We start from the raw sequence: 24,250 nt of genomic DNA on the forward strand, positions 1-24,250 counted from the left end.
GAAGCAACGGCGTCAATAAAGTTTCATTCACGTTTTGTTACTTTTTTTAAAAAAATAATAGAAATAGTTTACAATTTTTATATTATTTAGTATTATAGAAATACACCATTCGAGGTCGTGTAAGATGCCTGCCTTCAAAAGTGCCTAAGTGCACTCCTAAAAGCAGGAGACGCACGTATCCACCCGTGCCGAATGGTGTATTTTTATTTTTTGGGGATGAAAATATGACTAATTTAATTATTAATACTACTAGAGCTAGAAAAGATTATAAACAATTAATTGGACAAACTAATCACTTCCTAATTACAATACTGGTTGGTTTGGATGGTATAAATACTGGAAGAGTTAGTTTAAATCCGAGTTTTAGTACTAGCTGGAACCCCCAAAACATGCAAACATCTGCTTTAAGGAGTCGCCATTTTGCAATCAAAGCTACTCTTGCGTGGTGTGTGGATGCTTTAGATGGTTACTTTGTAATGGCATGTGAAGAACCAGACATAGTACAAGATTCCACCTTGATTCATACAAGTTTGAATGAAAAAAGTATTTTTAGAAAATTTAAGGCTTTTAATAATAAATACAGCGCAAACCTCCATACTGTGTCTGTAGAAGCTGCGTTAATAGAAGTTGCCATTACGTGGCGCAATCGTTTGATTCATTTTAATTCTGATAATTCAATCTCAGCAACTAAGAGAAGCTTCTTAATCCGCCAGAAATCATATATTCAAACGAATTATCAAGGTCTTGATATAGAGGTTTTACTTGATAATTATGATGGTTACAAAAATCCTCCCCGGTTTAAGGAAGTAACTGCCCTTATTCGTGCTATACATAAATACGTTGAAGTACTCGATGCAGCTATAATCGGCAATATTAATTATAATAATTATGCCCATGCGATTATTAAACATTATTTAAATGAAGACAATGGCCAATTAAAGGATAAGCGAATTAATGGGATCTGGTCTAGGGATATTGATACAACAAAAAGAAAAATCATTAACATTCTAAAAGGTTATGGTTTTGAAGAAGTTGTGCAGAACACAAGGCTATCAATTAATAATACTAACAATTTAGTCACTTTGGATGTAAAAAGCGCAAGGAGCGTTTTCAATTAATATTGTTTCATCGACCTTAATTTAATGAATGCTTCAATGGACACCTAGTAATAGGTGTCATTTTTATTAAATGTCTAAATCTTTTACATTGGTTTCACAAAATTGTCGAAAGGTGTATCTCTTCTGTTGACGAATTGGTTGATGCAAGGAGGGATTTTATCGTGAAAATTTTAACAGTACCAAGTGCAAAAGAAGAAATAAGACGGCTACAATACTTTGTTAATCTTGTTGAAACCTATGAGGCAGACAGTTTGGAAAAATGGATCGTGAAAGAATACGCGTACACCAGTAGCATTAAAGAAGTAGTTATTCGTGGAAACAAAAGAGGATTGAAATCAAACGGTGTTGAGCTAGAACATGAGTTTGTGAAAAATGTTATTGCTGCTAAACCAAAGGATGAACTCCATCGGCTAGTAAGAGCTAATTATAGGCTTAGAATCAAATCTAATAAAAGATAGATAGTATGACCAATGGTGTATTTGGCAATTAAGAAATGCTATAAATGGCAGTATCTTTTTTGCATGAAAAAAGAGCCTAAAACCACAAGAATTGCATAAAAACTTGTATATTAGGCTCTTTAATTTTATTCCTTATTGCGTTAAAGCACCCGCTAGTTGAAGTACATTTGTTCACAAACTTAAATGCTTTTGATATTGAATCTTATCGAAAAAGAATCTAAGAAAGTTTTGAGTTGCTCTTTATCAAGGTTATTGCTATTGCTGTTCCACAACCAATCCCTAAACCCATCAAACCATACTGGCAGTAACTTTTTTTTAGCTCACCTTTTCTAATATCTTCTCTTTCGGCTTTATCTTCTGCTGTATCATACATATGAATTACTGTTTCTGTTCTTTTTTTCGTTCCATATCTAATGGTTTTTGATAAGTCTTTTCCTAAATCAGTTATGGATTTTACCGATTCCTTAAATGCTTCTGTGGATTTGTCAGTAATATCTTTTGCTGTATCTAATGCCTTTTTCCTAAATCCCTCTTTTTTCTCCTTTTTATCATCTAATGAAAACACATTTTCACTATTGCCCACATTTTCATCCCCTTTCTATTATTCGCAAGTATATTTATACTACGTTCGCTTTTGATAGAAGGTTTCAAATTTTTGTTGCTTGCTCGCTAACTATTGTCGAAACTCCTTCTTTCACTAACCTGCTCCGTTAGTTTAATAATTTGAACAATAAAAGCGTAAATCCAATTTTGAACAGCCCCCTATTATTTATTGCATAACTTCACAAGTTAAGGACACAAGCAAATTCATAATAAAATTCTCTCAACTTAGCTAACTTTTTCCAAACCTTTAAGGTATTATAATATTGAGGTGTTTAACATGAAATTTAAATTTGAACCTGCTGGATTAAAGCAAGAAATAAAAGATTTACTTAAGTTTTGTGAAGAGCATGAAATAGATTGTTATTTTGATGGTGAAGAATTTAGCGAGATTGATGATAATGATGGTGATGATGAATTTCTATTTAATTACGAATTGGATACTCAAGTCTATTTACCACGTGTTGATTATGATATAGAACCTTCTCCGCTTTCTCATATTTTAGAAATAATGGATGAGGCAAAGGGCAGTAGATTAATTGACGACTCAAAATTGATAAGTGGAAATAAAGCATTAATTCGAATATCTACCGATAAGCCGTCTGTACTATATGATTTAAATGATATAAGTACAGAAATAATTATTTCTGATAAAAAATTTGAGATTGACATGATTAATGGTATTACAAGTTTTCACATTAAATTAACAATAGAGAATATGTACAATAAATATGTCCCTCCATATGATGATAATGATTTGTTCATTCAAATTATTTCGAACCAACAAATAGAAGAGAAGGACCTAAATATCATTTTTGATTCTTATAGTTTTGAACTTAAGTCGACTTTAAATTTAGAAATTGATGAAAGTCCTTGGGTTTATGAGTTATTGGATGATGATGATAATGAAGATTTAGATAAAAGCATAAAGCTAAGACCCCTACTTTATGGTAAAGGGGTCCCAGAGTTATTAGCTCTTTACAATTCATCAAATACGAACTCTTTACCTGAACAGAGAATTTTAGTTTATTGTAGGGTTATTGAATATGTTTCCCAAACAGTAATAAGAAAAGATCTAATTGAAAAGACAGTAACAAAGCTGTCTAGTTCGAGAGTCTTGACACCTGATGCAAACTACGTTTTAGAGTTAGGGAGGATATTTGAAGATCATAGAAGTCTGAAGAAAGATTATCTTGCATTTAAAATAACAATTGGAACCTGTTGTGACCTTTATGAATTAGTAAACTATGCACCTAAATTCCTAAAGAAAACAAACAAAATAAGATTAGAAAGCAATAATGATGAACAGCAAAAAGCATTGGACGAAATCGCAAGTTCAATCTCCTCTACTAGAAATATGTTTGCTCATGCAAAAACAAATTATGAACTGAAAGGCGACGAATGTCCTCCTGATCAGTTATTCGAGTTTTCCCTACTAATAGATAAAGTAGCCCAACAAGTTATTAGATGGTTTGCTAGACAACATGAAGATACAAGGATTATATAAAAATAATACGATACTATAAGTTAAATATATTTAAGATGAATTATTACCGAAGAATAAAGCCTGTATAGTAGATTACAAAGTAATCACAGCAATAGGCTTTTTAATTTGGCTTCAAAAAATTAATACACCCAATAATTGAAGAAGTCTTATTATACTATTCTGCTCATTAGTGCAGTAAGCGCCGCTCCTTATATATGAATAAATATTAGCGCGTATACAGGTTTGCCCTTAAGTAATAAAAGTTAATAAACAAACTACCAAAACATACATGAGTTAATCGCCTGTAAAAGACCAATGGCTTCTATTACTAACTTCTAGAAAGGGCCTTTCTAATCAAGTAGGATTTTAAAGTGGTAAATCATCATTAACATGAATTAAGCGGTTATTGGTTTTCTGGGTGCTTCAATTGCTTAGTATATCTTGAACTAATTGACTTATATTTTATTGCCAAAATCATTCCATTTTATAGTGATTATTAAGGCACCCATTTATTGGGTGTCTATTTTTTGTTCCCTTGTACAAGCTGAGTGTAAGGACGCTTCAAAAATTTTTAGAGATTTTTTGTGCAATATTTTGCTTTATTTCGATATAGGGGTATAAGCATAAACAAAAGATTGGACCCTCAAAATTTTTTTTATTACTTTTTTTGTGCAGTAACAGAAATCATTCCGATAAATGAATGTAAGGGTAATTTGAATGAAATCTAAACAAAGGAGGGTGTAAACGGGATTTTGAGTTTCATCATAAAGGTACCTATTTATTTTGAAATATGCAGGGTAACCCAATTTGATCGACTGTTATTTTCCAATTTTAGAAAGCGATATAAAGCTTTGGAGGAGGAGAGTTCGGATGAAGAAAGTGAAGATTATCATTATTACTACAGGAGGAAACCAAGATGGCAATTCAAAGGGAATATGGCAAAGTTAGGGCAACTGTTGATTCTATTCTACCAGGTGCAGAATTGATTCAATTGAAGGGATTTGCCAACGGTAATGAAAGTTATGATGTAGCAAAAGAAACCATTACCAGGGGTTATACAAAAGACAAGTTTCAAGGATTATCAGATAAGACTGCTGACCTAAAAGTCATGGGTCAATATTGGATTGGGGCAGTTGTTCCAAAAGGTTACATTGTCATTGATTCAGATAATGCAGCTGAAGGTGAGAGAATTTACAAGCTGTTAAAAAGTGAGGGAATTTCATTTCACTCTATTAGGACTCCAAAAGGTTATCAATTTTTATTCAAATACACTGGCGAGCCGTTTAATCAATCTGTGAAATGGTTTACTACACTTGGAGTCACAATCGACACTAGGAATGCACAAAAAGGTTATATTGTGTTTCCAACAGATAATACAGAAGGACGAGTAATTGAGCATATATCTGGCACAGATTTGGACGAGCTGCCCCATTATCTGATTCCGCGGAGAGTAGCTGATTCAATTCGGGATAAGGAAACGGGATTCATCGATACTTTCTTATTAGATGATGGTTCAAGGGATGTCATGATGACGAAATGGCGAGGGCGTTTTTGGGCTTGGAATATGGACGAGGAACAATATCGCGAGTCAATGATGCTTATTTGGAAATACTTTATCGACGATAAAGATTCATTTCCAGATCGTCAAATGGACAAACACATCGCAAAAAGTATGGAATTTGAATACACTCCAGCGATTAAAAAATCCAATATGCTGCAATCCATTAATTGAGGAGATTGGTGGGCTATTACCGAGAAGGGGTCACAAAAATTCCTCCATTATCTAATGGCGGATTACATCATGGAAAACTTTCGTATCATTCGGTACGGTGATGAGAACGGAGTCCTTTATTATTACGACAATAACGATGGTTTCTATAAGATGGATACCCATTGGAAACTATTAAACTGGCAGATTCGTACATTGGATAAAACTTTAACCATCCAGCAGGTGAAAGAAGTTGCTACATTAATTTATGAATCCGCTCCTGTAATTAAAGAGTAATCCAACTCATATACCATTGAAAAATGGCTTATGGAATATAGAATATCGTGAACTTGTACCATTTTCTAATGATGTTTTTCTTGATTATAAGATCAATATCAATTGGAACGAAGAAGCCTACTCAGACTTTATAGATGAAACTTTGAATAAGATATCAAACTTTCATGTTCCAACCCGTGTCAATCTTGAGGAATGTTTAGGAAGCATTATTTCACCAGATCTATTATCATGTTTTGTATGGTTCTTATTTGGTCGTACTGCACACAATGGGAAATCATTCTTTTTATATCTGATTTCACAATTACTTTCAGATAACTTCATTAGTACCTTATCACCTCACGATGTGGCGAAGAGCCAATTCAAGATTTCTGAAATGTACGGTAAAAAAGTAAATCTTGTAGATGAGGTAGGAGATAGGACCATTCCCGATTTTGACAAGATTAAGCTGTTAATCACAGGTGGATTGGCAACAATTGAGTTCAAGGGTAAAGGCGGTTTTACAGTTAAATTGGAAGTCCCGCAGGTTTTCGATAATTCCTCGCCATTTCGGTTGGTTGAATCGGTTTACCATTTCTTTGGGCAAACACTAAATCCAGATCTAGGTACCCCTGTCCTAATCAAAGCTTATTTTCTAATTGTTGCTTATAAATTTTTTAAATTCCTTTGTTAGAGAAGAGGTTATAGTGATTGACCTACTTTTTCCCGATTTGGGTTCCTTAAATGTTAATCCTTCCTTTCTTACTTCCTGTAAAGATTGTCGAACATAGATTATATTATTTTCAAAATCAATATCCTGCCATCGTAACCCTAAGACTTCTCCACGACGCATTCCAGTATTAATCGCAGTTAAATAAATTGGGAAATAGATAGAATCTTTACTTACATCCAAGAAGGTTTTTACCTGTTCATTATCCCATGTTTGCATCTCAACTTTTCTTGTTTTGGGTAAGATCTATTACATTCAACCATATGATTTCGGTAAAAAATCAATAAAGTTAGAAATTTAGAATAAAATCACTAAACAATGGGGAGTGAGTAATAGATGTAATTGGTAAAATAGCGGAATTCATGCATTTTTGCAACTTTGTATGAAGTTCGCTATTTTTTCAATTGTTCCATGAAGATCATTTTTTACTTCATGTTCCCATACACGCATGATATTCCATCCCTTTTGCTGGTAAAAAGCAGTAACTTCATTATCCCTTTCAATGTTCCTCTTGAGCTTCTTTTCCCAATATTCTAAATTAGAACTTGGTTTTTTACCATGTAATGGACACGTATGCCAAAAACATGAATCAAGGAAGATTACAATTTTATATTTTTGTATTGCTATGTCTGGATTCCCCTTAAGCTTTCGAACGTTCTTCCTAAACCTTATACCTTTTTTCCACAATTCCTTCCCTACAATATTTTCCAATGAAGTTCCTTTAGAACGAATTGCCTTCATATTCCTCGAACGTTGCTCTTTTGAAAATATATCTGTCATATTAAAAACCTCGGTTAAAGAAAATAATAAAAAAAATTTCACTAAGTACCCTGATATCACCTCATGAGCCGATTTTCCGGAACTGGTCATCATATATTATTAATCCAACGAAGGGAAAATGGTTTAATTTGGGAGGTGGAATATTTGTCAATCATTTTACCTGATGATAAAGAGCTGTTGCAAGGGGTATTACACAAGATTATTCTTTATCGGGTTACTAGAAACATAAATAATGAACTTGTATCCCGAAAGATAAAACATTACCAATTGAGCGAAGCAACCGGCAGAAGTGGAAACTGGTTCAATCGGACATTCAACAATTTAGAAGATATGAGAGTTTCCACACTTATAAAATTGATTGCAGGAGTAACCAAGATAGTCAACGTACAGAACAAGGATAACCCAATTTCAATTACTTCAATAATTGACGATGAAATAATGGAAATTGCTTCTGTTTTGTTGGACCTAAATGATGTTGAGATTGAGGATTTGCTCAGCCCCGATTCTGGAATGACAGACTTCTTTATTAACTTAAAGTTTTATGTTGATTCATTGGAAACTACTGACGGTATATCGCCAGAAGAATCGGATGTTTACGGCCGTATAATCTCATTAACAAAGAGGAGCGATAAAAATGGCTGAAAGAAAAATATGGTTCATTACACGTCCAGAACGTGACCCTAAGTTCCATAGAGATGCACTTCTTGCCCTAAATGATGCAACTGTTGGATTTAAGATCAAGTGGGCGGGAAATAGGGAAGCACACTTAAATTATGAACGAGCTTTAAATGCTCGGGGGATAAAGCGTGAAAATGTTAGTAATGACGGTTCTGGAGGCAGAACTTGGGCGGCTATGTTAAAAACATTCTCTTATGTTTTTACAGACGAGGAAGGAAAACTTAGGCTTACTAAGGTAGGCAGAAAGGTAATGGACGGTGAAAAGATAAGAGAAAATGTTACTAAGCAGATTCTGACGCTACAAATACCAAATGCATATTTTCTTGAACCTGGTTTCCGCCCTCAATACGAATCCGGATTCCGAATTAGACCGGCAAGATTTGTAATTAAATTGGTGAACCAATCACAACTTGATTACTATCTAACCAAAGAGGAAATAACCTATTTTGCTTTAACTGCAAAGACGGACAATGAACTTATGTCCGTAACTGACAAAATTTTGCGATTTCGAAATGCAAATGCAGTGGAAAAATCAGAAATAAAACAAAAAATTGCAGCAGAATTTGACCACCGTGAACGATCTGATAAGGGAGCAAGGGCTTTTGAGATAGCGCATGGTGACGTAGCTCATACGTTCATGCTTATCTGTGATTATACTGGATTGGTTGAATATATTCGCGGGGAAGCTCTTAGAGTTAATCCAGCAGACTCAAAGAGAGTATCAAATGAGTTAGCTGCTTACGACACCAGATATCCGTTTAACACACGGTATCATATTTCTCTACAGCGTATGGCGGAGAACAATGGTCTTGATATTGACAGCTATAAAGCAAGTAATTACGGGGAGATTATGCCGGCAACTAATAAGGCAAAAACTGAAAATAAAATAAAAGAATTGCTTTCAGATTATCCATATCTGGAAGAATTATCTCATGAAGATATTAAAAACATTCTGCTGAAAGAGTTCTCTATAAAAGAATCTGAGAAACATGCAGATGAAATTAAGAAATACAGCATTAGAGGTTTAAACATCGATTTCGTTGAAGGTTATTTAAACGAAACTAATGAACATCGATTTGAGCAAAAAACGGGTGATGTTCTTAAAGCAATAGGTTTTAATGTTGAAATGAACCCGAAACCAACATCAGATGAAAAAACAGAAATTGAAATACTCGTCAAGCTGGGTGATAAACTCTCCTTTATTATTGATGCAAAAATGTATCGACCGAAGTTTCCCCTAGCTGCAAATCTAGTTTCCCATATGGCCTCTGAGTATATTCCGAACTACGAAGGATATGACAACAGGGAGGTTGCATACTTTGGGTACGTTACCGTGGCAGCATGGAGTGGAGAAAAAAATCTTGAGAAGATTAGTAAGTTAGCGAAAAGAGCAATACCGGAACGAGAGATCAAAGGTATTATGTTAAGCGCGAATGTAATGCTTGGTTACTTGGACTACTGTATTGATAATGGGATCCCCAAACATGACCGGGTAGAACCATTCCTTCAAGCAATTGAAAATAAAGCTTTTTCAACGGTTGGTGAATTATTACGCAATATCCATTCAGTTAAATTTGCTGATTGTGAGTATGATGATTCCGCCGTTTCAGAATTGTACATTGTTGACGGAAATTTTGTAGGGGGGTTGGCTAAACAATGTCGTGATCCGCATATCCAAGCGATTCTTCCTTTAAGTGGAAAGTTACTTACCGATGAAGAAGATAGCCAAAATCAGATTTATTCTAGCAATGAGGAATATGAACTAAAGAAAGCAATTGGAACAGGAATTGCCGAAGGGTTTGATATATCTAAAGTTCGTTACCAAAAGATCATCATTTTATCCGATGCAGATGTTTTTGGTGCCCATTTTCGATCAATAATTCTAACGTTCTTTTACCGCTATATGAGACCAATTTTGGAAGCTGGTTATGTATATATTGCTCTGCAGCCGCTTTATAAAGTTCAACATGATAAGCATTGCAACTATGCTTATAATGAAAAAGAACTTAATGAAATTTTAAATGAGCCATCGACTCAACCCTCACCGATAATACAACGTTTTAAAGGCTTTGAAGATATGAAGCCTCTTCAAATATGGGAAACAACAATGGATCAGGCTTCTAGGGCAATTATTCAGGTTAGTTTGGAAGATGCACTGGAAGCGGTTGAAATTTACGAATCCATATTGGACTTAAATAATAAAATAGACCAAAATTTTGATTTTAATTTTAAATGAATTCAAGGAGCTTTGCTCCTTGAGCTTCTTCATCCTTCGTAATAACTGTTTGAACAGCAGGAGGAACTTTTCAAATAACAAAGCTTGGTGTATTTATAGATTTTTGGAAGTACGCTATTAATAAAATCTATTGTGGTTTATATTTATGTCAAAGAATGATCAATACAATCATGTATTAAAAGATTAATATATTAGGAGGAATATTCATGCCCAATGCTGGAGATTTTTTTATCACAACTTTACAAAAGTCACATTTGGAATGGGGAACCCATCGATACACCGGCACTCGTGACATTATTTACGGAGAAGGTTACCTGCAAATACCCAGAAAGGACGCAAAAGCAATTGGTATTTACAATAGTAACCACTCAAGTGGTTTAAACACTTTCAATTGTAATTCAGCGGATGGGTTTTTATCAAATGTTCCTTTGAAGGCATCTGGTTCAATGGCGGCTGGGGATGTTTATGCCAAACAATTTCAAGGTAGTGGCAACTTACAATTACTGGGGGGGTGGTTCCACCACGTAGGTGCCAAAAAAGGAGATAGAGTCAAGGTCACTTGGACCAGTCCAACTGACATTGAAATAGAGAAACTTTAATTTTCCTAGACATTTTATATAAAAAACGGTCTGCGATCTGTAATCGTAATTGACACGACACCGCCTTGCAATGGGCGGTTTTTTATTTTAAAAAGATGGAAGTATAGACGTCTACAAGGACTTCTTTATATCAGGTAGGACTTGCTAATTTAAATAGAAAAGAAACTAGTGTATAATATTATCTATCTGAGTAGAAAGAAATTGGAGAGAAGAATCATGATTTTTGATAAGGGTGAACTTTTTTGTGGACCGGGTGGTTTGACACTTGGTGCAAAACTAGCAGAAGTAAAAGATTCAGAAGGAAATATTTATAAAGTTAATCATAAATGGGCTGTTGACTATGACGAAGATACTTGTGAAACATTTCGACACAATATTTGTCCCGAGAACCGAAAATCAGTTATTTGTGCTGATGTTAAAAGACTAAAACTTAATTTGATGCCAGATATAGATTGTTTCGCATTTGGCTTCCCTTGCAATGATTTTTCGATTGTAGGAAAGTCAAAGGGTTTGGAGGGAGAATTTGGTCCCCTTTATACTTATGGAATAAAAGTATTGAGATATAAAAAGCCTAAGTGGTTTATAGCTGAAAATGTTGGCGGGCTTGAAAGTGCTAATGATGGCTTGGCATTAATTCAAATTTTAAAAGAAATGGAGGATGCTGGGTACAATATTACTCCACATAAATACAATTTTGAAGAGTATGGTGTACCTCAGGCTCGCCATAGAATTATTATTGTTGGGATTCGTAAAGATATTAACTTGAAGTTTCAAGTACCCAAGGCTCCTTTTAAAAATAAGGACGAATGGACATCTGCAAGAAGTGTGTTAGAAGTGCCAATACCTAAGGATGCACCTAATAATGAGCCAACCAAGCATACCAAACAGGTCATCGAAAGACTTTCTATTATTAAACCTGGTGATAATGCATGGGCACCTTATATTCCAGAAAAGTATCGGTTAAATGTAAAAGGTGCGAAAATGTCCAATATTTATAAAAGATTAGATCCGGATGCGCCTGCGTACACCGTAACTGGTTCTGGTGGCGGGGGTACTCATATGTATCATTATGCTGAACCGCGTGCCTTAACTAGTCGTGAGCGAGCTAGACTCCAAACTTTTCCAGATGACTTTGTATTTATTGGTGGAAGTGAAAGTGTACGAGCTCAAGTTGGAATGGCAGTTCCAGTTGACGGAGCAAAAATTATTATTGAAGCAATTTTAAATACGTTTGCCGGTAATGAGTATCCAACTGAACCAGCAAGATGGGATGAGGAAGAAATTAGGCAAATGATAGAAACTGGCCAACAAAAAAAGAAGAAAACCCGCAAAGGAAAAACCAAATCAAGCCAAAAACAAGTAGAAGTGGCACTGGAAGGTCAGGGAGCTTTTGATATATAGTCGCTTAAGAAGGAAATTACTTTTGCATAAAGGCTGAAGTGTTTACCTATAATGCATGGCCCACTTATAGAACATATTAAAGGGATAACCAACTATGGTTATCCTTTAATATTATTTTTTATAAAATATATACTTTGTATCCACTATTCTTTTAGATAACCGCTTTTTCTCGTCTCGATAAGTTAAGCTGGTAAATTTTTCGTCCAATATTATTTGGGGGTAATTTCATTAATTGGTTAAATATAGGGAGTTGTTAATTTCAAGAAGTTCTAATCTGGCATCTAAACAGATGGTTTTTTTCTTTCTCAGTTTTTTTGTCTTGATTCCACAGAGAGAAATAAAAAAACTGACCCCTAAAAATTGTCAGTCAATGAGCTTTTGGTTCAGCCTATATTTTTATAAATGTAATTTTCGGAGTTGCTTCTTTTGCCGTAAAAATTTAAATGCAAGGAGTTTCTGTCAAAAATATATAACTAAAGCATCTCACCATCTCCTTTTAGGTCCATCTTGTTTTAGATAATATGCCTGATAACCTGCAGAAGTTATTCCGGCTTTTTGTAACTTTAGCAAAACTGGCTAAACTGCTCTTCCCATTCTGATGGTTCAGAAGCATAAGGGATTCTTTCAAAAGGCTTTATGGACAAAAGTTTCTATTGTTCTTCTCCCTTAACTTGTTTAATGAATAAGGAAATTCTATCAACAGTACCTTCAAAATCTTCTTTTAGATCATGTTCCCAAAACCGCAATAGATACCAGCCGTTTTTGTTATAATAATCATTTACCTCTTTGTCCCTGTATTGGTTTCTTTCCAACTTTTTTATCCAATATTCTTGATTGGACTTTGGTTTATTCCCATGTAAAGGGCAAACATGCCAAAAACATGAATCAATAAAAATAACTATTTTATATTTTTGAATGGATATATCAGGCTTTCCGAATAATATGCTGTTTTTACGAAAACGGATTCCTCTATTCCATAATACATTGGACACCCTATTTTCCAGCTTGGATATTGATTTGATGGCTCTCATGGTTTTGACCTTTTTTCTTTACTCATATCAGTCATTATTTCACCTTTATTGTATTATTTTTATTTTTATATATTAAATCATAATTCAAAATAACTTTGTTAATTTTTATCCGATTTCATATACTAATAAGAAAAATCGAGTGTTCGATTCCAATAAATTAAATTTTAATTTTAACTTCCTGTCAAAAATTTAATTTAAATTATTGTATTTACTGCTGAAAGATTGCCGATAAAGGTAGCTTTTTATTTGGTTATTTTTGTGTTTTTTTTTTTTGGTTGGCCAGCAATTATATGTAGCAGCACCTTTGTACTATAAGAGTTAAGTGGAAATATTTAATATACAAATAATTAAAATAGGCAAAAAAACTACTAATCATTAATTCAATAATTCGCATTTTAAATTATTTATTAAATCTAATATTTTTTAAGAGTTTTAATGAACATTTATCTATATATTAAAAAATATAATTTACAAAAGAAATAATTTATACTAATATGAAAATTACAAAATATAAATATTTACTACATTTTAAAAATGTAGTGTTTACTTTTGGATATATTTAATATTCTAAATGAGGTGGAAGAATGACCAACATCAACCCAGAGAAACATGATAGATTTATAAAAATTGCTGAGCAGCGGACAAACAAAATTCTAAAAACCCTAAAATTATTAGGGAATTGTGCTAATAAAGGCAATTATTCTTATACTGAGGAAGAGGTAAGGAAAATATTTACCGCTATTGAAAGGGAACTGAGGAACACAAGGAATAAATTTCAGGAACAACAACAGGATGAAATTGAATTTAAATTTTAGAGAGGAGGATTATAATGATAGGGGAATCAGCAGTTGTAGTTCCAACAAACTGGAAATCCAATATTGATCAAGTTGTGGCTGGATATGAAACTGAGCCTGCAGAAGGATTAGTTCATGGATTTCAAAAGGATTCTATACAAAATTCCTGGGGAGCAAGAATAAATAAAAAAGGAAATGGTTGGGGTACACGTTTTCAATTAATTGAGAATGAAAAAGGTGTTTTTCTCTGTGTGGAGGATTGGGGAACAACAGGAATGACGGGTCCTAATATCCCTATGGATGAAATAAATAATATGTCAGGGGATTTAGACTCAGAATATAGACTGGCTCGTTTTTCGGCCATGAATTATTCTGGTGGTAACGAAGGTGCTGGTCTATTCGGAAGAGGTAAATTACTCTACTCAGCTGCATCAAATGATTATAATTTTATTTTTGAAACGCTTACAAAAAAAGAAGGTTATAGAGCCAATTATAAAATGTTAGAGGGTAATTCTTTAAAAGTTGCGAATATTGCCTATGAAAATGAAGTAGCAAGACAATATATAAAAGACAACACTGAGCTTACACCAATTAATAAAGTGGGAAGCAGAATAATAATATTGAACCCAAGAGTTGAAATAGTCAACGCAATTAAAAATGGTTATTTTTTAAACTACATAGAAGAGACGTGGTGGAGAATTATTCTCAAATATCATGTAACTATTTGTGTAGAATATAATGGAGAAGTTAAAACAGCCAAAGTTCCATCAGTTTATAATGATGCTATTGAAGAAAAAAATGGTTGGAAGGCATGGAAAAGAAATGCTTACACTTTACCAGCATATCATAGTGTCAAAAAAATCGAGCTCTTTGTTTCAGAGGAAGAAATTAATGAGGAACTGTGTGGAGTGGCTTTTTATCGTAGAGATATGAAAATAGGTGAAATACCATTAGATATACCTGCCAAAATTAAAAACAAGTATTTTGGGTTTATTGAGGTTGATAATAATTGGGAAGCGGAATTAGCACTTAATGAAGACCTGGAACATTATGGGGTTAAAAATAAGAATAAAAGGTGTTTTCAAAAACTAAAATTCGAAGTAAATAACGAGCACAAGATATTTATGGAAGACTTAGGTTTAATAAAAAAGAAAACCAGTGAAGACCAGCGGCTAAGACAAGAACTAACGGAGATTTCGCAAGGATTAGATACATTTTTTAATACAATAAATGTAGAAAGCATTGGCAGCAGAGGTCAGAAAAAAGAGAAGATTGAAGTAAGCTGGGCAGGTATCGATTTTCCTAACTCAAACAGGGATAGGCTATTAACTGGAGATAAAATAAGAAACATTAAATTTAAGATAAAGAATAATACAGGTTCAACAAAAAAAATAGAATACAAGTTAAGTGTAACTTGTAAAAATCAGGAAGTAAAAAATATTGCTACTAGTATTAAGGAAATCCAGGGTTCTTCAGAGGAAAACTTTGGTCCATTTGAATTAATAATAGACTCACCCTTAGTCAGATATGAAAAGAACATTATTGCTTTGGAAGTATCTATTGCAGGAAAAACAATCATTAAGCAAATACCCTTTTATTATGATACAACACCTGTTTCTGAACCAAGACATAACTTTTTGCTTAAGAATACTAGTATGAAATTTCCGCGAGAAGAGTCAAAAAGGGTAAACACGAATGAAAGTTTAACAGAAATAAAATACACTATTGAGAATAATACTGCTGAAAAAGCGTTTATTGCTTTTCACTTAAGTACTCATAATGTGGCACAAAGTAATGAATTAATTGAATCAATTATTTTAAAAAAGGATATTGTTTTAAATCCTTATGATAAAATGGAAATTGATTGTCCCGATATTATGTTTCACCAAGATGTTTATGAATCAAAAATTGATCAAGGCAAAATTGAAATTAGGGCAAGAATTAGTGCTGCACAAGACTTTTTAGATTATGAAATGGCTGAAGAACTTTCAAAGGGCTCTAAGATATCCGTTTTCTTTAATCAAGATCCTAATGGTAGTGGAAGTACGTTTAGTGATTTCAGGACATTTACTGAGGAAAGCGGAAAAAAGTCTGATTTAAATAACGTAGATGGTAATTGGGTATTTGATCTTTATGTAAAGCACCCGGCATACGAAAGAATAGTAGATGACGAAGAACATAGGAAAGAATATCTAGCAGAAGAGATGTTAAAACAAATGGTTCGAGCGCACATCGAGGAAGGCAACTATTCGATCTTAAGCATTAATGGAAGCCAAAATGAGCAAATTTTTGAAGAGTTATCTCCTGCAGAACTAATGGAAAAAATTTACTTTACAATAGATTATTTACAATATAAAAGATTAAAATCCTAAAAGGTGTGAAGAAAGTGGCCAAACTTATTAAAAACGTTGACGGGAAAAAAGCTTATTTAGGCCTGCTCTCTCCGCAAGAAATTGAAGAAGCCAATAAAATGCAGGAATATCTAGAAACTTTTATTCCTGCCTTAGAAGAGAAGTTAAATACCAAGTACAAAAAAAGAGTAGTAGCCTATGCCTATGAATTTGGTACTGAACTGAGAAAACTTGTTGAACAGTTTGATATTAAAGGTATTCAGGAGAAAATGTTTTGGGATCAGATTAGGGACTTTGCCTCCAATGATGAGGGCCGACCTCAAGATAGAGGTAATAGGAAACTTTATGATTATTACTTTAAATTATCCTATTATGACCTAATTGATATCAATAATGTTAATTGGAGCGAGTGGTCATATTTATTTGATGTCAAAGAAGTAATGAAGGAAGAAAGAATAATTAATTGGCTAGCAGCAAAAGCAAAGAACATTAAGATATCTCGAAATCCTTTTAGATTATTTATGACAGGAATTAGATTATTTATAAAAGATAAAGATACTTCAGTTTTTGAAGATCAGCAGTTATTTGAGAAATACGACATGGTATATGATATTACTTCTGCCTACATTGATTTATATAAACAGTCATTTACTGACCAAGATAAAAAACCAACTGAAGCCAGGTTAAAGCAGAAAAAGAAATATCAGGAAAAGTATTTTAAAGAAGTATTTTTACTCAAAAGAAAAAGTAAAGATTATGACTTATTATTTATTTGTGAACAGGCTTTTAAAAAAATATATCTGATTGATTAGTAGAGCGTAAAAGTTTTGATAAGGATATAGAGTCAAAGGAAATTAAAAAGTAGATGGGTTCCCTTACACAATAATAAAAACAAAGTCGATAATAAAATCAGCTTTGTTTTTATTTTGACATTTTGTACTGAGGAAAATAATAAAAATGAGATTTATCTCCAATTACTAAAAGTTTAATACCGCTACTACACTTATAGGATATAAGCTGTTCAAAGCCCCCGAGTGAACAAAAAAAGAGAAAGACAACTGTAAAGAATAATACAGGTCAAGCAAAAAACAAGCTGAAGTGTTACTAGAGGGTCAGGCGGTTTTTGGGATATAGTGATTGCTTTTGTACTTAGTGTACGTTTTGTATTGCTAAGGTATAAATTATTAATGGGATAACAACTCTTATCCCTTTTAAATTAATTATTTTATTGTAGTAATTTAATAAATAAAAAAAATTAACGAGTTGTACTTAGTGTTCCTGCAACCCCTGTTTTGTTGATTCGAGCGGTTTATGTGGTTTAAACAATCTGAGGGTTTAGCTCCTCATATTATTGAAGAGTATCAAATATATTTTAATGGTAACTTGACTATCTTGAGGGTGATTTATCAGATCATTACCAAAGTAAAGAAGAGATGCAAGATCAATGTCAAGGGTGCCATATACGGTGACACGGGCTGCACCATTTATGATTTTGATAATGGGAAGGAACAGCTTAAACTTAATAGCACTTTTTACTCTTTCATGCAGCGATTTCAGCGAGTGTTAAATTATTTAACGAATTATCATCTCGCGCTATTTTTAGAAAAATTTAATGAAAAAGGTGACACGACTAATCTGCTTTTAAAAGTTGAAAATGTTTCTAAAAGGCCCTCCCTTGATCAGTTTTATCAAGTGCTATCTTCGTTTTATAATGGAATATGTTTTTATTGTGGGAAGGGAATCAAGAAAGATGCAGCCCATGTTGATCACTTTATACCATGGAGCTTTGTTCAAGCGGATCAATTATGGAATCTGGTGATTGCCTGCAGTGCGTGTAATTTATCGAAAAGTGATAAATTAGCAAATGAACAATTTTTAGAAACAGTAGTTGATCGAAATAAAGCATTTATTTCAATACCTGAACTTAGAAAAAGAGAAGACATGCAGGTCTATTCAAGTAAAAAATTGAAGGGTCTCTATCATTATTCAGTAGAAAATGGGTTTACTGATTTTTGGGTGCCGAAGATAATGATTTTGTAATTTCAAGTTAAAAATGGAGTGGCAGCTCAAATGGGATAATTTCATTTGAGAATGATACACTTAGTTAGAATTTTGAAGTTTTCCAGTAAGATTAAGAAATTCTATACAACTGGACAAAAGAAATATCGAATACCGTCTTCATTACCATATTGAGCGTAAAGCTAAATCTCCCCGAAGTCATTAATTCGGGGGTTTTTAAAATTTGATTTATTAATTTTTTCAAATTGGTGTTACAAGTATGTTAAGAGATAAATAAAAATGTTTTTTTAAAATTAGTAAAACAAAAATTAAAATTTAGGAAACTTTTTATCTAAAAAATATGAATTACTAATAAATGAAAACTAAAAGCGCCTCTAATTATTTTAAGAAGCGCCTTCAAAAAAATCTAATAATTATTCTGCTTTATTGAGAAGATATTGTGTTAGTACATTATTATACAACTGTTTCCAAGTACCCGTGTCTTTACCTACAGCGTTTGGATTATTACCTAAAGTTCTGCTACGTTCTACTGTGTCCGCTACAAGGTTTTTCCCAATTTCTTCAAAGTACTCCATTGGATTTGCCTTCCAATAATATACACCGTCTTTTTCTGCCAGAAGTGCACGGAATGCCCCTACAATAGGATATAAAAAACCTTTTGGAGTCCGGTGATCCATATTTTTTTTGTAAAATTTAGATTTAAACTTAATTTCAGTTTTTGGTACTTCTACCCCTTTAATTCGACCGTACATTCCACCATTGTTTGCTTCACGATATTTTCTAGCCATGCTAGTTTCGATAAGATCGTACAATTTAAAGATATCAGTCATAACGTTTCTCATTTTATAATAAGGATTATTTTCCATTTCATTTTCATATTTATCAAATGCTGAGGTATAGTCCTTTACACATGTTTGTTTGGAACTATATGCACTCACTGCCACTTTCTCCCGATTGTCATGCTTCTCTAAATTAAACATATAAAGCAAAGTTAGGATATCAGCAACATCTATATCTTTATCTTCGTTTTCCTTATATGCAATATCATCTTTAAACGGCTCGCTATCAATAGATTCCTTAATCATATTGAATTTTTGTTTAAGTTCAGCTATTGCTTTATCTTGGACTTGTACAGATGTATTCCTGGCTGCGGCTACATCTTCAAATATGTCTTCAATACCTGTTAGAATTTCAACTCTAGCATATTGCTTAGAATCTGGTGCAAGTTTATTACGATAGTCTAGGATTGTTCTATATGTGTGGCCGCCATCTACATTGCCATGAACAGTCTCATCTTCTAATACAATAGTTAACTCAGAGTTGGAATTATCAAATTTTACATCTTTTGCAGATATCAATATTCCTCTGTTTAAAATGAAGAATGGAGAAATATCAGATAACAAACCTTCTTTAATACGTCCAGCAACCTTTGTTCGCATATTTTGTTCACGAGGATTTGTTTTGGTAGGAATATTATCCGGCAATTCTCGTACATCGACTATTGCGAAAATCATTTCTGGGGTCTTCTTATTAGATTCTGGTGAGAATACACCGTATGGATTTGGAATTTTCCGTAAGCTTTCAACCTTAAATTTAATTTTTTTCATTATTTATTCTCCTCTCAAAATTTTTCATTAGCTAACTGCTGAGGGGCAGTAGCCTTGATCATTATTAACCTACAAACTTATTTTAATCGAGTCTCAAATAAAAATAAACATACTATAGTGTGTTTTGTTATAATTTTTATGAGGTGTTAAAATTGGATAAAGAATATGAAAAGAGAATTAAAAAAATTATCGGTGAAGCAATTAGAATAGAAAGAGAAAGAAATGGATTTACACAGGCAGAATTGGCAGAAGAGTCTTCATTACATCTTAACTTTATTGGACAAGTCGAAAGAGGAGAAAAAGCGGCAACAATTATTTCTTTATATAAAATTTGCTTAGCATTGGGTTTAAGTATGGGTGATTTTCTTCAGCAAATAAAACTGTAAGCTTTAATTTTATTTAAGTCTTAGAAAAAGGAAACACCAAAGATAATTAAGAGCATTTCTATGAAAAAATTTACATTCCTAATTTCGAAAATATGGAAAGACAAATCAATTTTGTACCAATAGGTCTTGAGTAATCCATATTAATTATTGTTAATTGTTGGATGTTCTAATGATAATATAGTACTATTATACTGGTATTATTTATGTAAATATTATTTATTAATTTTAAATAGAAGTTTGGATGATTCTTTCATAGATTAGAGAGAAGAATTTATTAAAAATGCAATTTACCTTATGAAAAGTGAAAATAGCTATTAAAATACTCGAGGTGTAAATAATGACTTCAGTTGCTATAAAAACAAGCCAATGGAAGTTTTCTCCGATTCCTAATATCGAAGAATCCAATTTTAATAAAATATTAGAGCGTTTCTACGGATTAGGTGTACAAGGTTTAACGAAAGAAAATATTCAAAACTCATTGGATGGACGATTGATCAACAGTACGGCACCCGTCATTGTGAAAATAAAAATGGGTACCATGAATCGTAAGGACATCCCTGGTGTTAGTGATGTGATTGACCGTATTAAGTGTCTCGAAGGAAGAAATAGTTACACAAAGGAAACGATTGATCACATGCTTAAGCGAGTGGATCAGGAAGAGGTACGTTATATTTCATTTGAAGATATGAACACGAGAGGATTGACTGGTGCTAAAAATGGGCAAAGTCATTCCAAGAAGGATACATGGGGGATTTATGCCTATAACAAAGGGGTTCATTTTGAGGAAAGTGATGAAACGATTGAAACTACACGAGGAGGCTCGCATGGTGTAGGGAAAATCGCATCAAACGCTGCGTCAGATCTTCATTTAATGTATTTTGCAAACTGTGATGAAAATGGGGATCAGCATTTAGGTGGGACAGTTCAATTAATTGAACATAGTTACCATAGCCAATGTTTTCGTTCAACTGGTTATTTTGCAGATGTAAAGGAAGAACATGCAACAAGTAAGTTTTATCCCTATGAAAATGAGTTTCATCCAGTTTTTGAAAAGAAAACGAGAGGCTTAAAAATTATTATTCCTTATTTACGATCAGAATTTGACAGTGAAGATGAAATTATTAAAACGGTGTGTGATAGTTTCTTCATTTCTATTTTAGATGGTAGATTAGAAGTGCAAGTCAATGATCATATCTTAAATGCTGATACCATTGAAAACTATTTACATAGTAGCCAATATTATCATCAGGAAATTTCCGAAATGAAAAAGGTTTTTACACCACTTTATGTAAAAACCTATAAAAGCGAACAGCCACGGGATATTGTCGTATCAAATGGTGAAAAGGACTTCAATTTTAAGCTTTATTTTAAATATAATGAGGCTATCGTAAAAGGACGTGTGGCCATTGTTCGGACAATTGGGATGAAAATTGAAGATTTTGCGGTGAAATCAAATGCGACTAAACCGTATAATGCGGTATTAATTGGTGGTTTAGATGAAGATAGTTATTTAAAATCATTAGAAAATGAGTCACATACCAAGATTTCGGCAGCGGACATTAAAGATCCCAAACTAAAACGACAGGCGACTCGCTTTATTAATAATCTGTCCAATGCCATTGCAAAGATTATTGATGAAGAAATGAAGCGAAATAACCCAACAGATGGTGAAATGGATACAAAGGATCTTTTATATATTATTGAAACGCAATTCAAGCAGGATTTATCTCATGCGTTTGGTGCAGTGAAGATGAATAAAGGTAAGAATGTGGTAAAAACAACGGATGTCACAACAAAAAAGAAAACGAAAAATAGTGGAGAACAAGAAGGTGCCGTTAAGCCGCGAAAAACAGGCATTAAACGAACACGCCGGAATAATCCAACTGGAACTGCCGATGAGCTGCAGGAATCTGGAACGGAAATCTTTAGTGTCAGTCCTAATTTAGTGGAGCGATTAATTGTAAAGAATCATGAATTTATTCAATTTAACTTTAAAGATATTCAAGAAATGAAAAGGAAGACTTCTTGTCATCTTTCTTTCAACCTGGTGGATGGCATGGGGGAGGAATATAAGGATGAATTTAAATTGAAGGAAAATTATGAGGATGCCATTGATCAACATACAGGATCTAGTTGTGTCATTGAAAATGAATCCATTAGAAATGTTTCGATTAAAAAAGGCATGGTGAAATTGAAACTCGACTTAAAACCAAATTATAATCGAGCTTTAAAATTTGTTTACTATGTAGAGGTGTAACATGATTTATAAAAAAGATGCCAATTTTCCTTATCCTATTTTAACGAATACATCCACAAGCTATGAAAATGGCTCTTTTATGCTGGATGTTACCTTAGAGGAAAATACAAATGATTATCGATTTACCATTGAGTATGAAATGAGTTCTCCTTTTATGAAAAAACTTATTGCTACAGGGGATGCGCAGGCCATATTCATTATCCAGTCCAAGGATAATAAATTTTATAAGCTTGATCCGCATCAAACCACGATTGAAGTGCCTAAGAGAAGAGTGTCACTAAGTAAACGTACGTCGATTCAATTGCACATTCAATCAACGAAAGAAATTAATTTTAGTGACAATCATGATTTAACTAGTTTTTATGATACGTTCAAAGACGAAATCACCGTCCCCAAACAGGCCCTATTAGGTTACTCTAACATCGTTGTATTTGAGGGAAGTATTCAAAATCCATTGGTGCTCTTTGAGAAGAAGTTAGATGAACAGTTACATTCGGATATAAAAATTGAACTTGGCACGGAAACGATTATTATTCATTATCGAAAAGAAGATTACCAATTTAATGGATTAGGTTCCAGTCAGGCGTTCAATAATCCTTATATTTATGCCGGTCTTCGTACCGCTTTGCAGCGCTTTATTCAAGAATATAGTGAGCAGGGGGAGGATTATGTTTATATCACTCAAATCCCACAACCTGAAAATTTACTAGATTTTAAGCTGTATCAGTTACTATCAAAGAAAATGGTTGAAGAGGTTTCCATTGATAACATTGATGAGGTCATCTCTTTAATTTCAGATCGAATTATTGAAAAATATGCTGGTGCAGTTAAGGAGCTTATTAATAATGGAAATTAGATTATTAAAAAAGGGCTATAAAAACAACGAGCAATTTTATCAGGATTTCTTAGAGGATAAGATTCATGGCAATGAGGACTATTTTACAAATGAAGTCGTCACTATAGCAGATGCACCGGATTTTCCCATTTATATGGGACGTGGTTCAGAAGAAGAGAAGATGCAAGCATTTCGGCTGGCATTTGAAGTGATCGCTTCTTCTTATATCCACACGGATCGGGATCTTCATTTAGAAGAGATTTTTTGGCACTCTTTGCTGGTTACGAAAAAGCGTGAATTTATTCTTGAAAATTACCCAGTCGTTAAAACAGACATGAAACAATTCGAAAACATCGTGATTAAGACCTTTGACTGGGAAAATTATATTTATAAATGTGTGCTTGTAGCGGAATATATTGAGGATTTAATAGAAGATACGGAAGAGAAAAAGCACTATTACAATTTAGTTTTGAAAAATCTAGATATCTATAATTATATTATTAAATACGCTATTTTTCGAAACGGAGAGTTTTTAATTAAAATCTTAACGATTATTGATGATCTGCAAATCTCCCATATTATGAAGGAAAAGATCAAGGGACGTCCCGATTTAGGGAAAGACGAACGTTACGGCAGACGTGTTATTTTTGAACTAAACAAAAAATATCCAGTTATTATGTCACCATTATTAGATATTGAAACATTGAAGCAGGAAGTGTTACAAGCGTTAAGCATTTATTATGATGTATCAAATATAGTGGATGGAGTAACCGTATCTAACTATTAAAAGTTAGACCCAGTTGTATATTTTACTTATGATTTATTAGATAAAATCATTTTGAAAAATTAGATGCCTTAATTAAAATCGTAGTTATTAACACTGTACTAATTAAAAAAAATAAT

At 33.2% G+C, this 24,250-nt stretch carries 23 protein-coding genes; 18 read left to right on the forward strand and 5 right to left on the reverse strand.

What is annotated here, in order from left to right; translation table 11 throughout:
* The first annotated feature begins 224 nt into the window (after nt 1–224).
* Nucleotides 225–1,118: a hypothetical protein gene (locus tag BABA_RS10260; protein ID WP_040345920.1), complete on the forward strand. Its 894-nt coding sequence runs from the start codon at nt 225–227 to the stop codon at nt 1,116–1,118.
* A 161-nt stretch (nt 1,119–1,279) separates the two neighbouring features.
* Nucleotides 1,280–1,576, forward strand: coding sequence for a hypothetical protein (locus tag BABA_RS10265; protein WP_007085111.1), 297 nt, complete (start codon nt 1,280–1,282; stop codon nt 1,574–1,576).
* Between the two features lie 217 nt (nt 1,577–1,793).
* Here the strand turns inward: BABA_RS10265 and BABA_RS10270 are convergent, their stop codons facing one another.
* Entirely contained in the window at nt 1,794–2,159 is a 366-nt protein-coding gene (locus BABA_RS10270) for a hypothetical protein (protein WP_007085112.1), read from the reverse strand.
* Between the two features lie 297 nt (nt 2,160–2,456).
* Here BABA_RS10270 and BABA_RS10275 point away from each other — a divergent pair, with 297 nt between their 5' ends.
* The 4 genes from BABA_RS10275 (at nt 2,457) to BABA_RS26010 (ending at nt 6,337) form a co-directional block, all read left to right on the forward strand.
* Nucleotides 2,457–3,683, forward strand: coding sequence for a hypothetical protein (locus BABA_RS10275; RefSeq protein ID WP_007085113.1), 1,227 nt, complete (start codon nt 2,457–2,459; stop codon nt 3,681–3,683).
* 895 nt (nt 3,684–4,578) lie between these two features.
* Entirely contained in the window at nt 4,579–5,394 is an 816-nt protein-coding gene (locus BABA_RS10280) for a bifunctional DNA primase/polymerase (RefSeq protein ID WP_007085114.1), read from the forward strand.
* Nucleotides 5,395–5,463: 69 nt separating this feature from the next.
* Nucleotides 5,464–5,667 carry a hypothetical protein gene (locus tag BABA_RS10285; protein WP_007085115.1) on the forward strand — a complete coding sequence of 68 codons (204 nt, stop codon included), beginning with the start codon at nt 5,464–5,466 and terminating at the stop codon, nt 5,665–5,667.
* Between the two features lie 142 nt (nt 5,668–5,809).
* Complete coding sequence (locus BABA_RS26010) at nt 5,810–6,337, forward strand: primase-helicase family protein (protein ID WP_157273162.1); 528 nt, start codon at nt 5,810–5,812, stop codon at nt 6,335–6,337.
* Here BABA_RS26010 and BABA_RS28495 read toward each other — a convergent pair.
* Nucleotides 6,299–6,592 carry a site-specific integrase gene (locus BABA_RS28495; protein ID WP_007085117.1) on the reverse strand — a complete coding sequence of 98 codons (294 nt, stop codon included), beginning with the start codon at nt 6,590–6,592 and terminating at the stop codon, nt 6,299–6,301. The genes BABA_RS26010 and BABA_RS28495 overlap by 39 nt on opposite strands.
* Nucleotides 6,593–6,733: 141 nt before the next feature.
* The gene (locus BABA_RS10295) at nt 6,734–7,153 is read right to left on the reverse strand and encodes a very short patch repair endonuclease (protein WP_040345933.1); all 420 of its coding nucleotides are present in this window, start codon (nt 7,151–7,153) and stop codon (nt 6,734–6,736) included.
* A 144-nt stretch (nt 7,154–7,297) separates the two neighbouring features.
* On the opposite strand from BABA_RS10295, the gene BABA_RS10300 reads away from it, so the two are divergent.
* The 4 genes from BABA_RS10300 to BABA_RS10315 all read left to right on the forward strand — a co-directional run bounded on the left by BABA_RS10300 (nt 7,298) and on the right by BABA_RS10315 (nt 12,067).
* Nucleotides 7,298–7,795, forward strand: a complete 498-nt coding sequence (locus tag BABA_RS10300) for a hypothetical protein (RefSeq protein WP_007085119.1) — start codon at nt 7,298–7,300, stop codon at nt 7,793–7,795.
* A complete protein-coding gene (locus tag BABA_RS10305; RefSeq protein WP_007085120.1) occupies nt 7,788–10,067 on the forward strand; it encodes an AlwI family type II restriction endonuclease in 2,280 nt (759 codons plus the stop codon). The genes BABA_RS10300 and BABA_RS10305 overlap by 8 nt, the downstream gene beginning before the upstream one ends.
* A 206-nt stretch (nt 10,068–10,273) precedes the next feature.
* Nucleotides 10,274–10,666: a hypothetical protein gene (locus BABA_RS10310; RefSeq protein WP_007085121.1), complete on the forward strand. Its 393-nt coding sequence runs from the start codon at nt 10,274–10,276 to the stop codon at nt 10,664–10,666.
* Between the two features lie 216 nt (nt 10,667–10,882).
* Complete coding sequence (locus BABA_RS10315; RefSeq protein ID WP_007085122.1) at nt 10,883–12,067, forward strand: DNA cytosine methyltransferase; 1,185 nt, start codon at nt 10,883–10,885, stop codon at nt 12,065–12,067.
* A gap of 650 nt (nt 12,068–12,717) precedes the next feature.
* Here BABA_RS10315 and BABA_RS10320 read toward each other — a convergent pair.
* A complete protein-coding gene (locus tag BABA_RS10320; RefSeq protein ID WP_007085123.1) occupies nt 12,718–13,098 on the reverse strand; it encodes a very short patch repair endonuclease in 381 nt (126 codons plus the stop codon).
* A 584-nt stretch (nt 13,099–13,682) separates the two neighbouring features.
* Between BABA_RS10320 and BABA_RS10325 the strand changes: the two genes are divergently transcribed.
* From BABA_RS10325 to BABA_RS10340, 4 genes are all read left to right on the forward strand, one after another.
* Nucleotides 13,683–13,913 carry a P-loop NTPase family protein gene (locus BABA_RS10325; RefSeq protein ID WP_007085124.1) on the forward strand — a complete coding sequence of 77 codons (231 nt, stop codon included), beginning with the start codon at nt 13,683–13,685 and terminating at the stop codon, nt 13,911–13,913.
* A gap of 14 nt (nt 13,914–13,927) precedes the next feature.
* The gene (locus BABA_RS10330; protein ID WP_007085125.1) at nt 13,928–16,264 is read left to right on the forward strand and encodes a hypothetical protein; all 2,337 of its coding nucleotides are present in this window, start codon (nt 13,928–13,930) and stop codon (nt 16,262–16,264) included.
* A 14-nt stretch (nt 16,265–16,278) separates the two neighbouring features.
* Nucleotides 16,279–17,055, forward strand: coding sequence for a hypothetical protein (locus BABA_RS10335; protein ID WP_007085126.1), 777 nt, complete (start codon nt 16,279–16,281; stop codon nt 17,053–17,055).
* 499 nt (nt 17,056–17,554) lie between these two features.
* Complete coding sequence (locus BABA_RS10340; RefSeq protein WP_007085127.1) at nt 17,555–18,283, forward strand: HNH endonuclease; 729 nt, start codon at nt 17,555–17,557, stop codon at nt 18,281–18,283.
* Between the two features lie 392 nt (nt 18,284–18,675).
* Here the strand turns inward: BABA_RS10340 and BABA_RS10345 are convergent, their stop codons facing one another.
* Entirely contained in the window at nt 18,676–19,869 is a 1,194-nt protein-coding gene (locus BABA_RS10345; RefSeq protein ID WP_007085128.1) for an AIPR family protein, read from the reverse strand.
* Nucleotides 19,870–20,021: 152 nt separating this feature from the next.
* On the opposite strand from BABA_RS10345, the gene BABA_RS10350 reads away from it, so the two are divergent.
* The 4 genes from BABA_RS10350 to BABA_RS10365 all read left to right on the forward strand — a co-directional run bounded on the left by BABA_RS10350 (nt 20,022) and on the right by BABA_RS10365 (nt 24,134).
* A complete protein-coding gene (locus BABA_RS10350) occupies nt 20,022–20,255 on the forward strand; it encodes a helix-turn-helix domain-containing protein (protein ID WP_007085129.1) in 234 nt (77 codons plus the stop codon).
* A gap of 337 nt (nt 20,256–20,592) precedes the next feature.
* The gene (locus tag BABA_RS10355) at nt 20,593–22,512 is read left to right on the forward strand and encodes a hypothetical protein (RefSeq protein WP_007085130.1); all 1,920 of its coding nucleotides are present in this window, start codon (nt 20,593–20,595) and stop codon (nt 22,510–22,512) included.
* 1 nt (nt 22,513) lies between these two features.
* A complete protein-coding gene (locus tag BABA_RS10360) occupies nt 22,514–23,368 on the forward strand; it encodes a hypothetical protein (RefSeq protein ID WP_007085131.1) in 855 nt (284 codons plus the stop codon).
* A complete protein-coding gene (locus tag BABA_RS10365) occupies nt 23,358–24,134 on the forward strand; it encodes a hypothetical protein (RefSeq protein WP_007085132.1) in 777 nt (258 codons plus the stop codon). Before BABA_RS10360 ends, BABA_RS10365 begins: the two co-directional genes overlap by 11 nt.
* Nucleotides 24,135–24,250: the final 116 nt, after the last annotated feature.

It is taken from the genome of Neobacillus bataviensis LMG 21833, from assembly GCF_000307875.1.
GTDB classification, from domain to species: domain Bacteria; phylum Bacillota; class Bacilli; order Bacillales; family Cytobacillaceae; genus Neobacillus; species Neobacillus bataviensis.

Bases quoted from the DNA above. Each gene is read 5' to 3' on its own strand.
- BABA_RS10305 (WP_007085120.1), top strand. From the start codon at position 7,788: ATGGCTGAAAGAAAAATATGGTTCATTACACGTCCAGAACGTGACCCT.
- BABA_RS10345 (WP_007085128.1), bottom strand. From the start codon at position 19,869: ATGAAAAAAATTAAATTTAAGGTTGAAAGCTTACGGAAAATTCCAAAT.
- BABA_RS28495 (WP_007085117.1), bottom strand. From the start codon at position 6,592: ATGCAAACATGGGATAATGAACAGGTAAAAACCTTCTTGGATGTAAGT.
- BABA_RS10275 (WP_007085113.1), top strand. From the start codon at position 2,457: ATGAAATTTAAATTTGAACCTGCTGGATTAAAGCAAGAAATAAAAGAT.
- BABA_RS10355 (WP_007085130.1), top strand. From the start codon at position 20,593: ATGACTTCAGTTGCTATAAAAACAAGCCAATGGAAGTTTTCTCCGATT.
- BABA_RS10260 (WP_040345920.1), top strand. From the start codon at position 225: ATGACTAATTTAATTATTAATACTACTAGAGCTAGAAAAGATTATAAA.
- BABA_RS10310 (WP_007085121.1), top strand. From the start codon at position 10,274: ATGCCCAATGCTGGAGATTTTTTTATCACAACTTTACAAAAGTCACAT.
- BABA_RS10360 (WP_007085131.1), top strand. From the start codon at position 22,514: ATGATTTATAAAAAAGATGCCAATTTTCCTTATCCTATTTTAACGAAT.
- BABA_RS10280 (WP_007085114.1), top strand. From the start codon at position 4,579: ATGGCAATTCAAAGGGAATATGGCAAAGTTAGGGCAACTGTTGATTCT.
- BABA_RS10325 (WP_007085124.1), top strand. From the start codon at position 13,683: ATGACCAACATCAACCCAGAGAAACATGATAGATTTATAAAAATTGCT.
- BABA_RS10365 (WP_007085132.1), top strand. From the start codon at position 23,358: ATGGAAATTAGATTATTAAAAAAGGGCTATAAAAACAACGAGCAATTT.
- BABA_RS10315 (WP_007085122.1), top strand. From the start codon at position 10,883: ATGATTTTTGATAAGGGTGAACTTTTTTGTGGACCGGGTGGTTTGACA.
- BABA_RS10295 (WP_040345933.1), bottom strand. From the start codon at position 7,153: ATGACAGATATATTTTCAAAAGAGCAACGTTCGAGGAATATGAAGGCA.
- BABA_RS10320 (WP_007085123.1), bottom strand. From the start codon at position 13,098: ATGAGAGCCATCAAATCAATATCCAAGCTGGAAAATAGGGTGTCCAAT.
- BABA_RS10340 (WP_007085127.1), top strand. From the start codon at position 17,555: ATGTGGTTTAAACAATCTGAGGGTTTAGCTCCTCATATTATTGAAGAG.
- BABA_RS10285 (WP_007085115.1), top strand. From the start codon at position 5,464: ATGGAAAACTTTCGTATCATTCGGTACGGTGATGAGAACGGAGTCCTT.
- BABA_RS10330 (WP_007085125.1), top strand. From the start codon at position 13,928: ATGATAGGGGAATCAGCAGTTGTAGTTCCAACAAACTGGAAATCCAAT.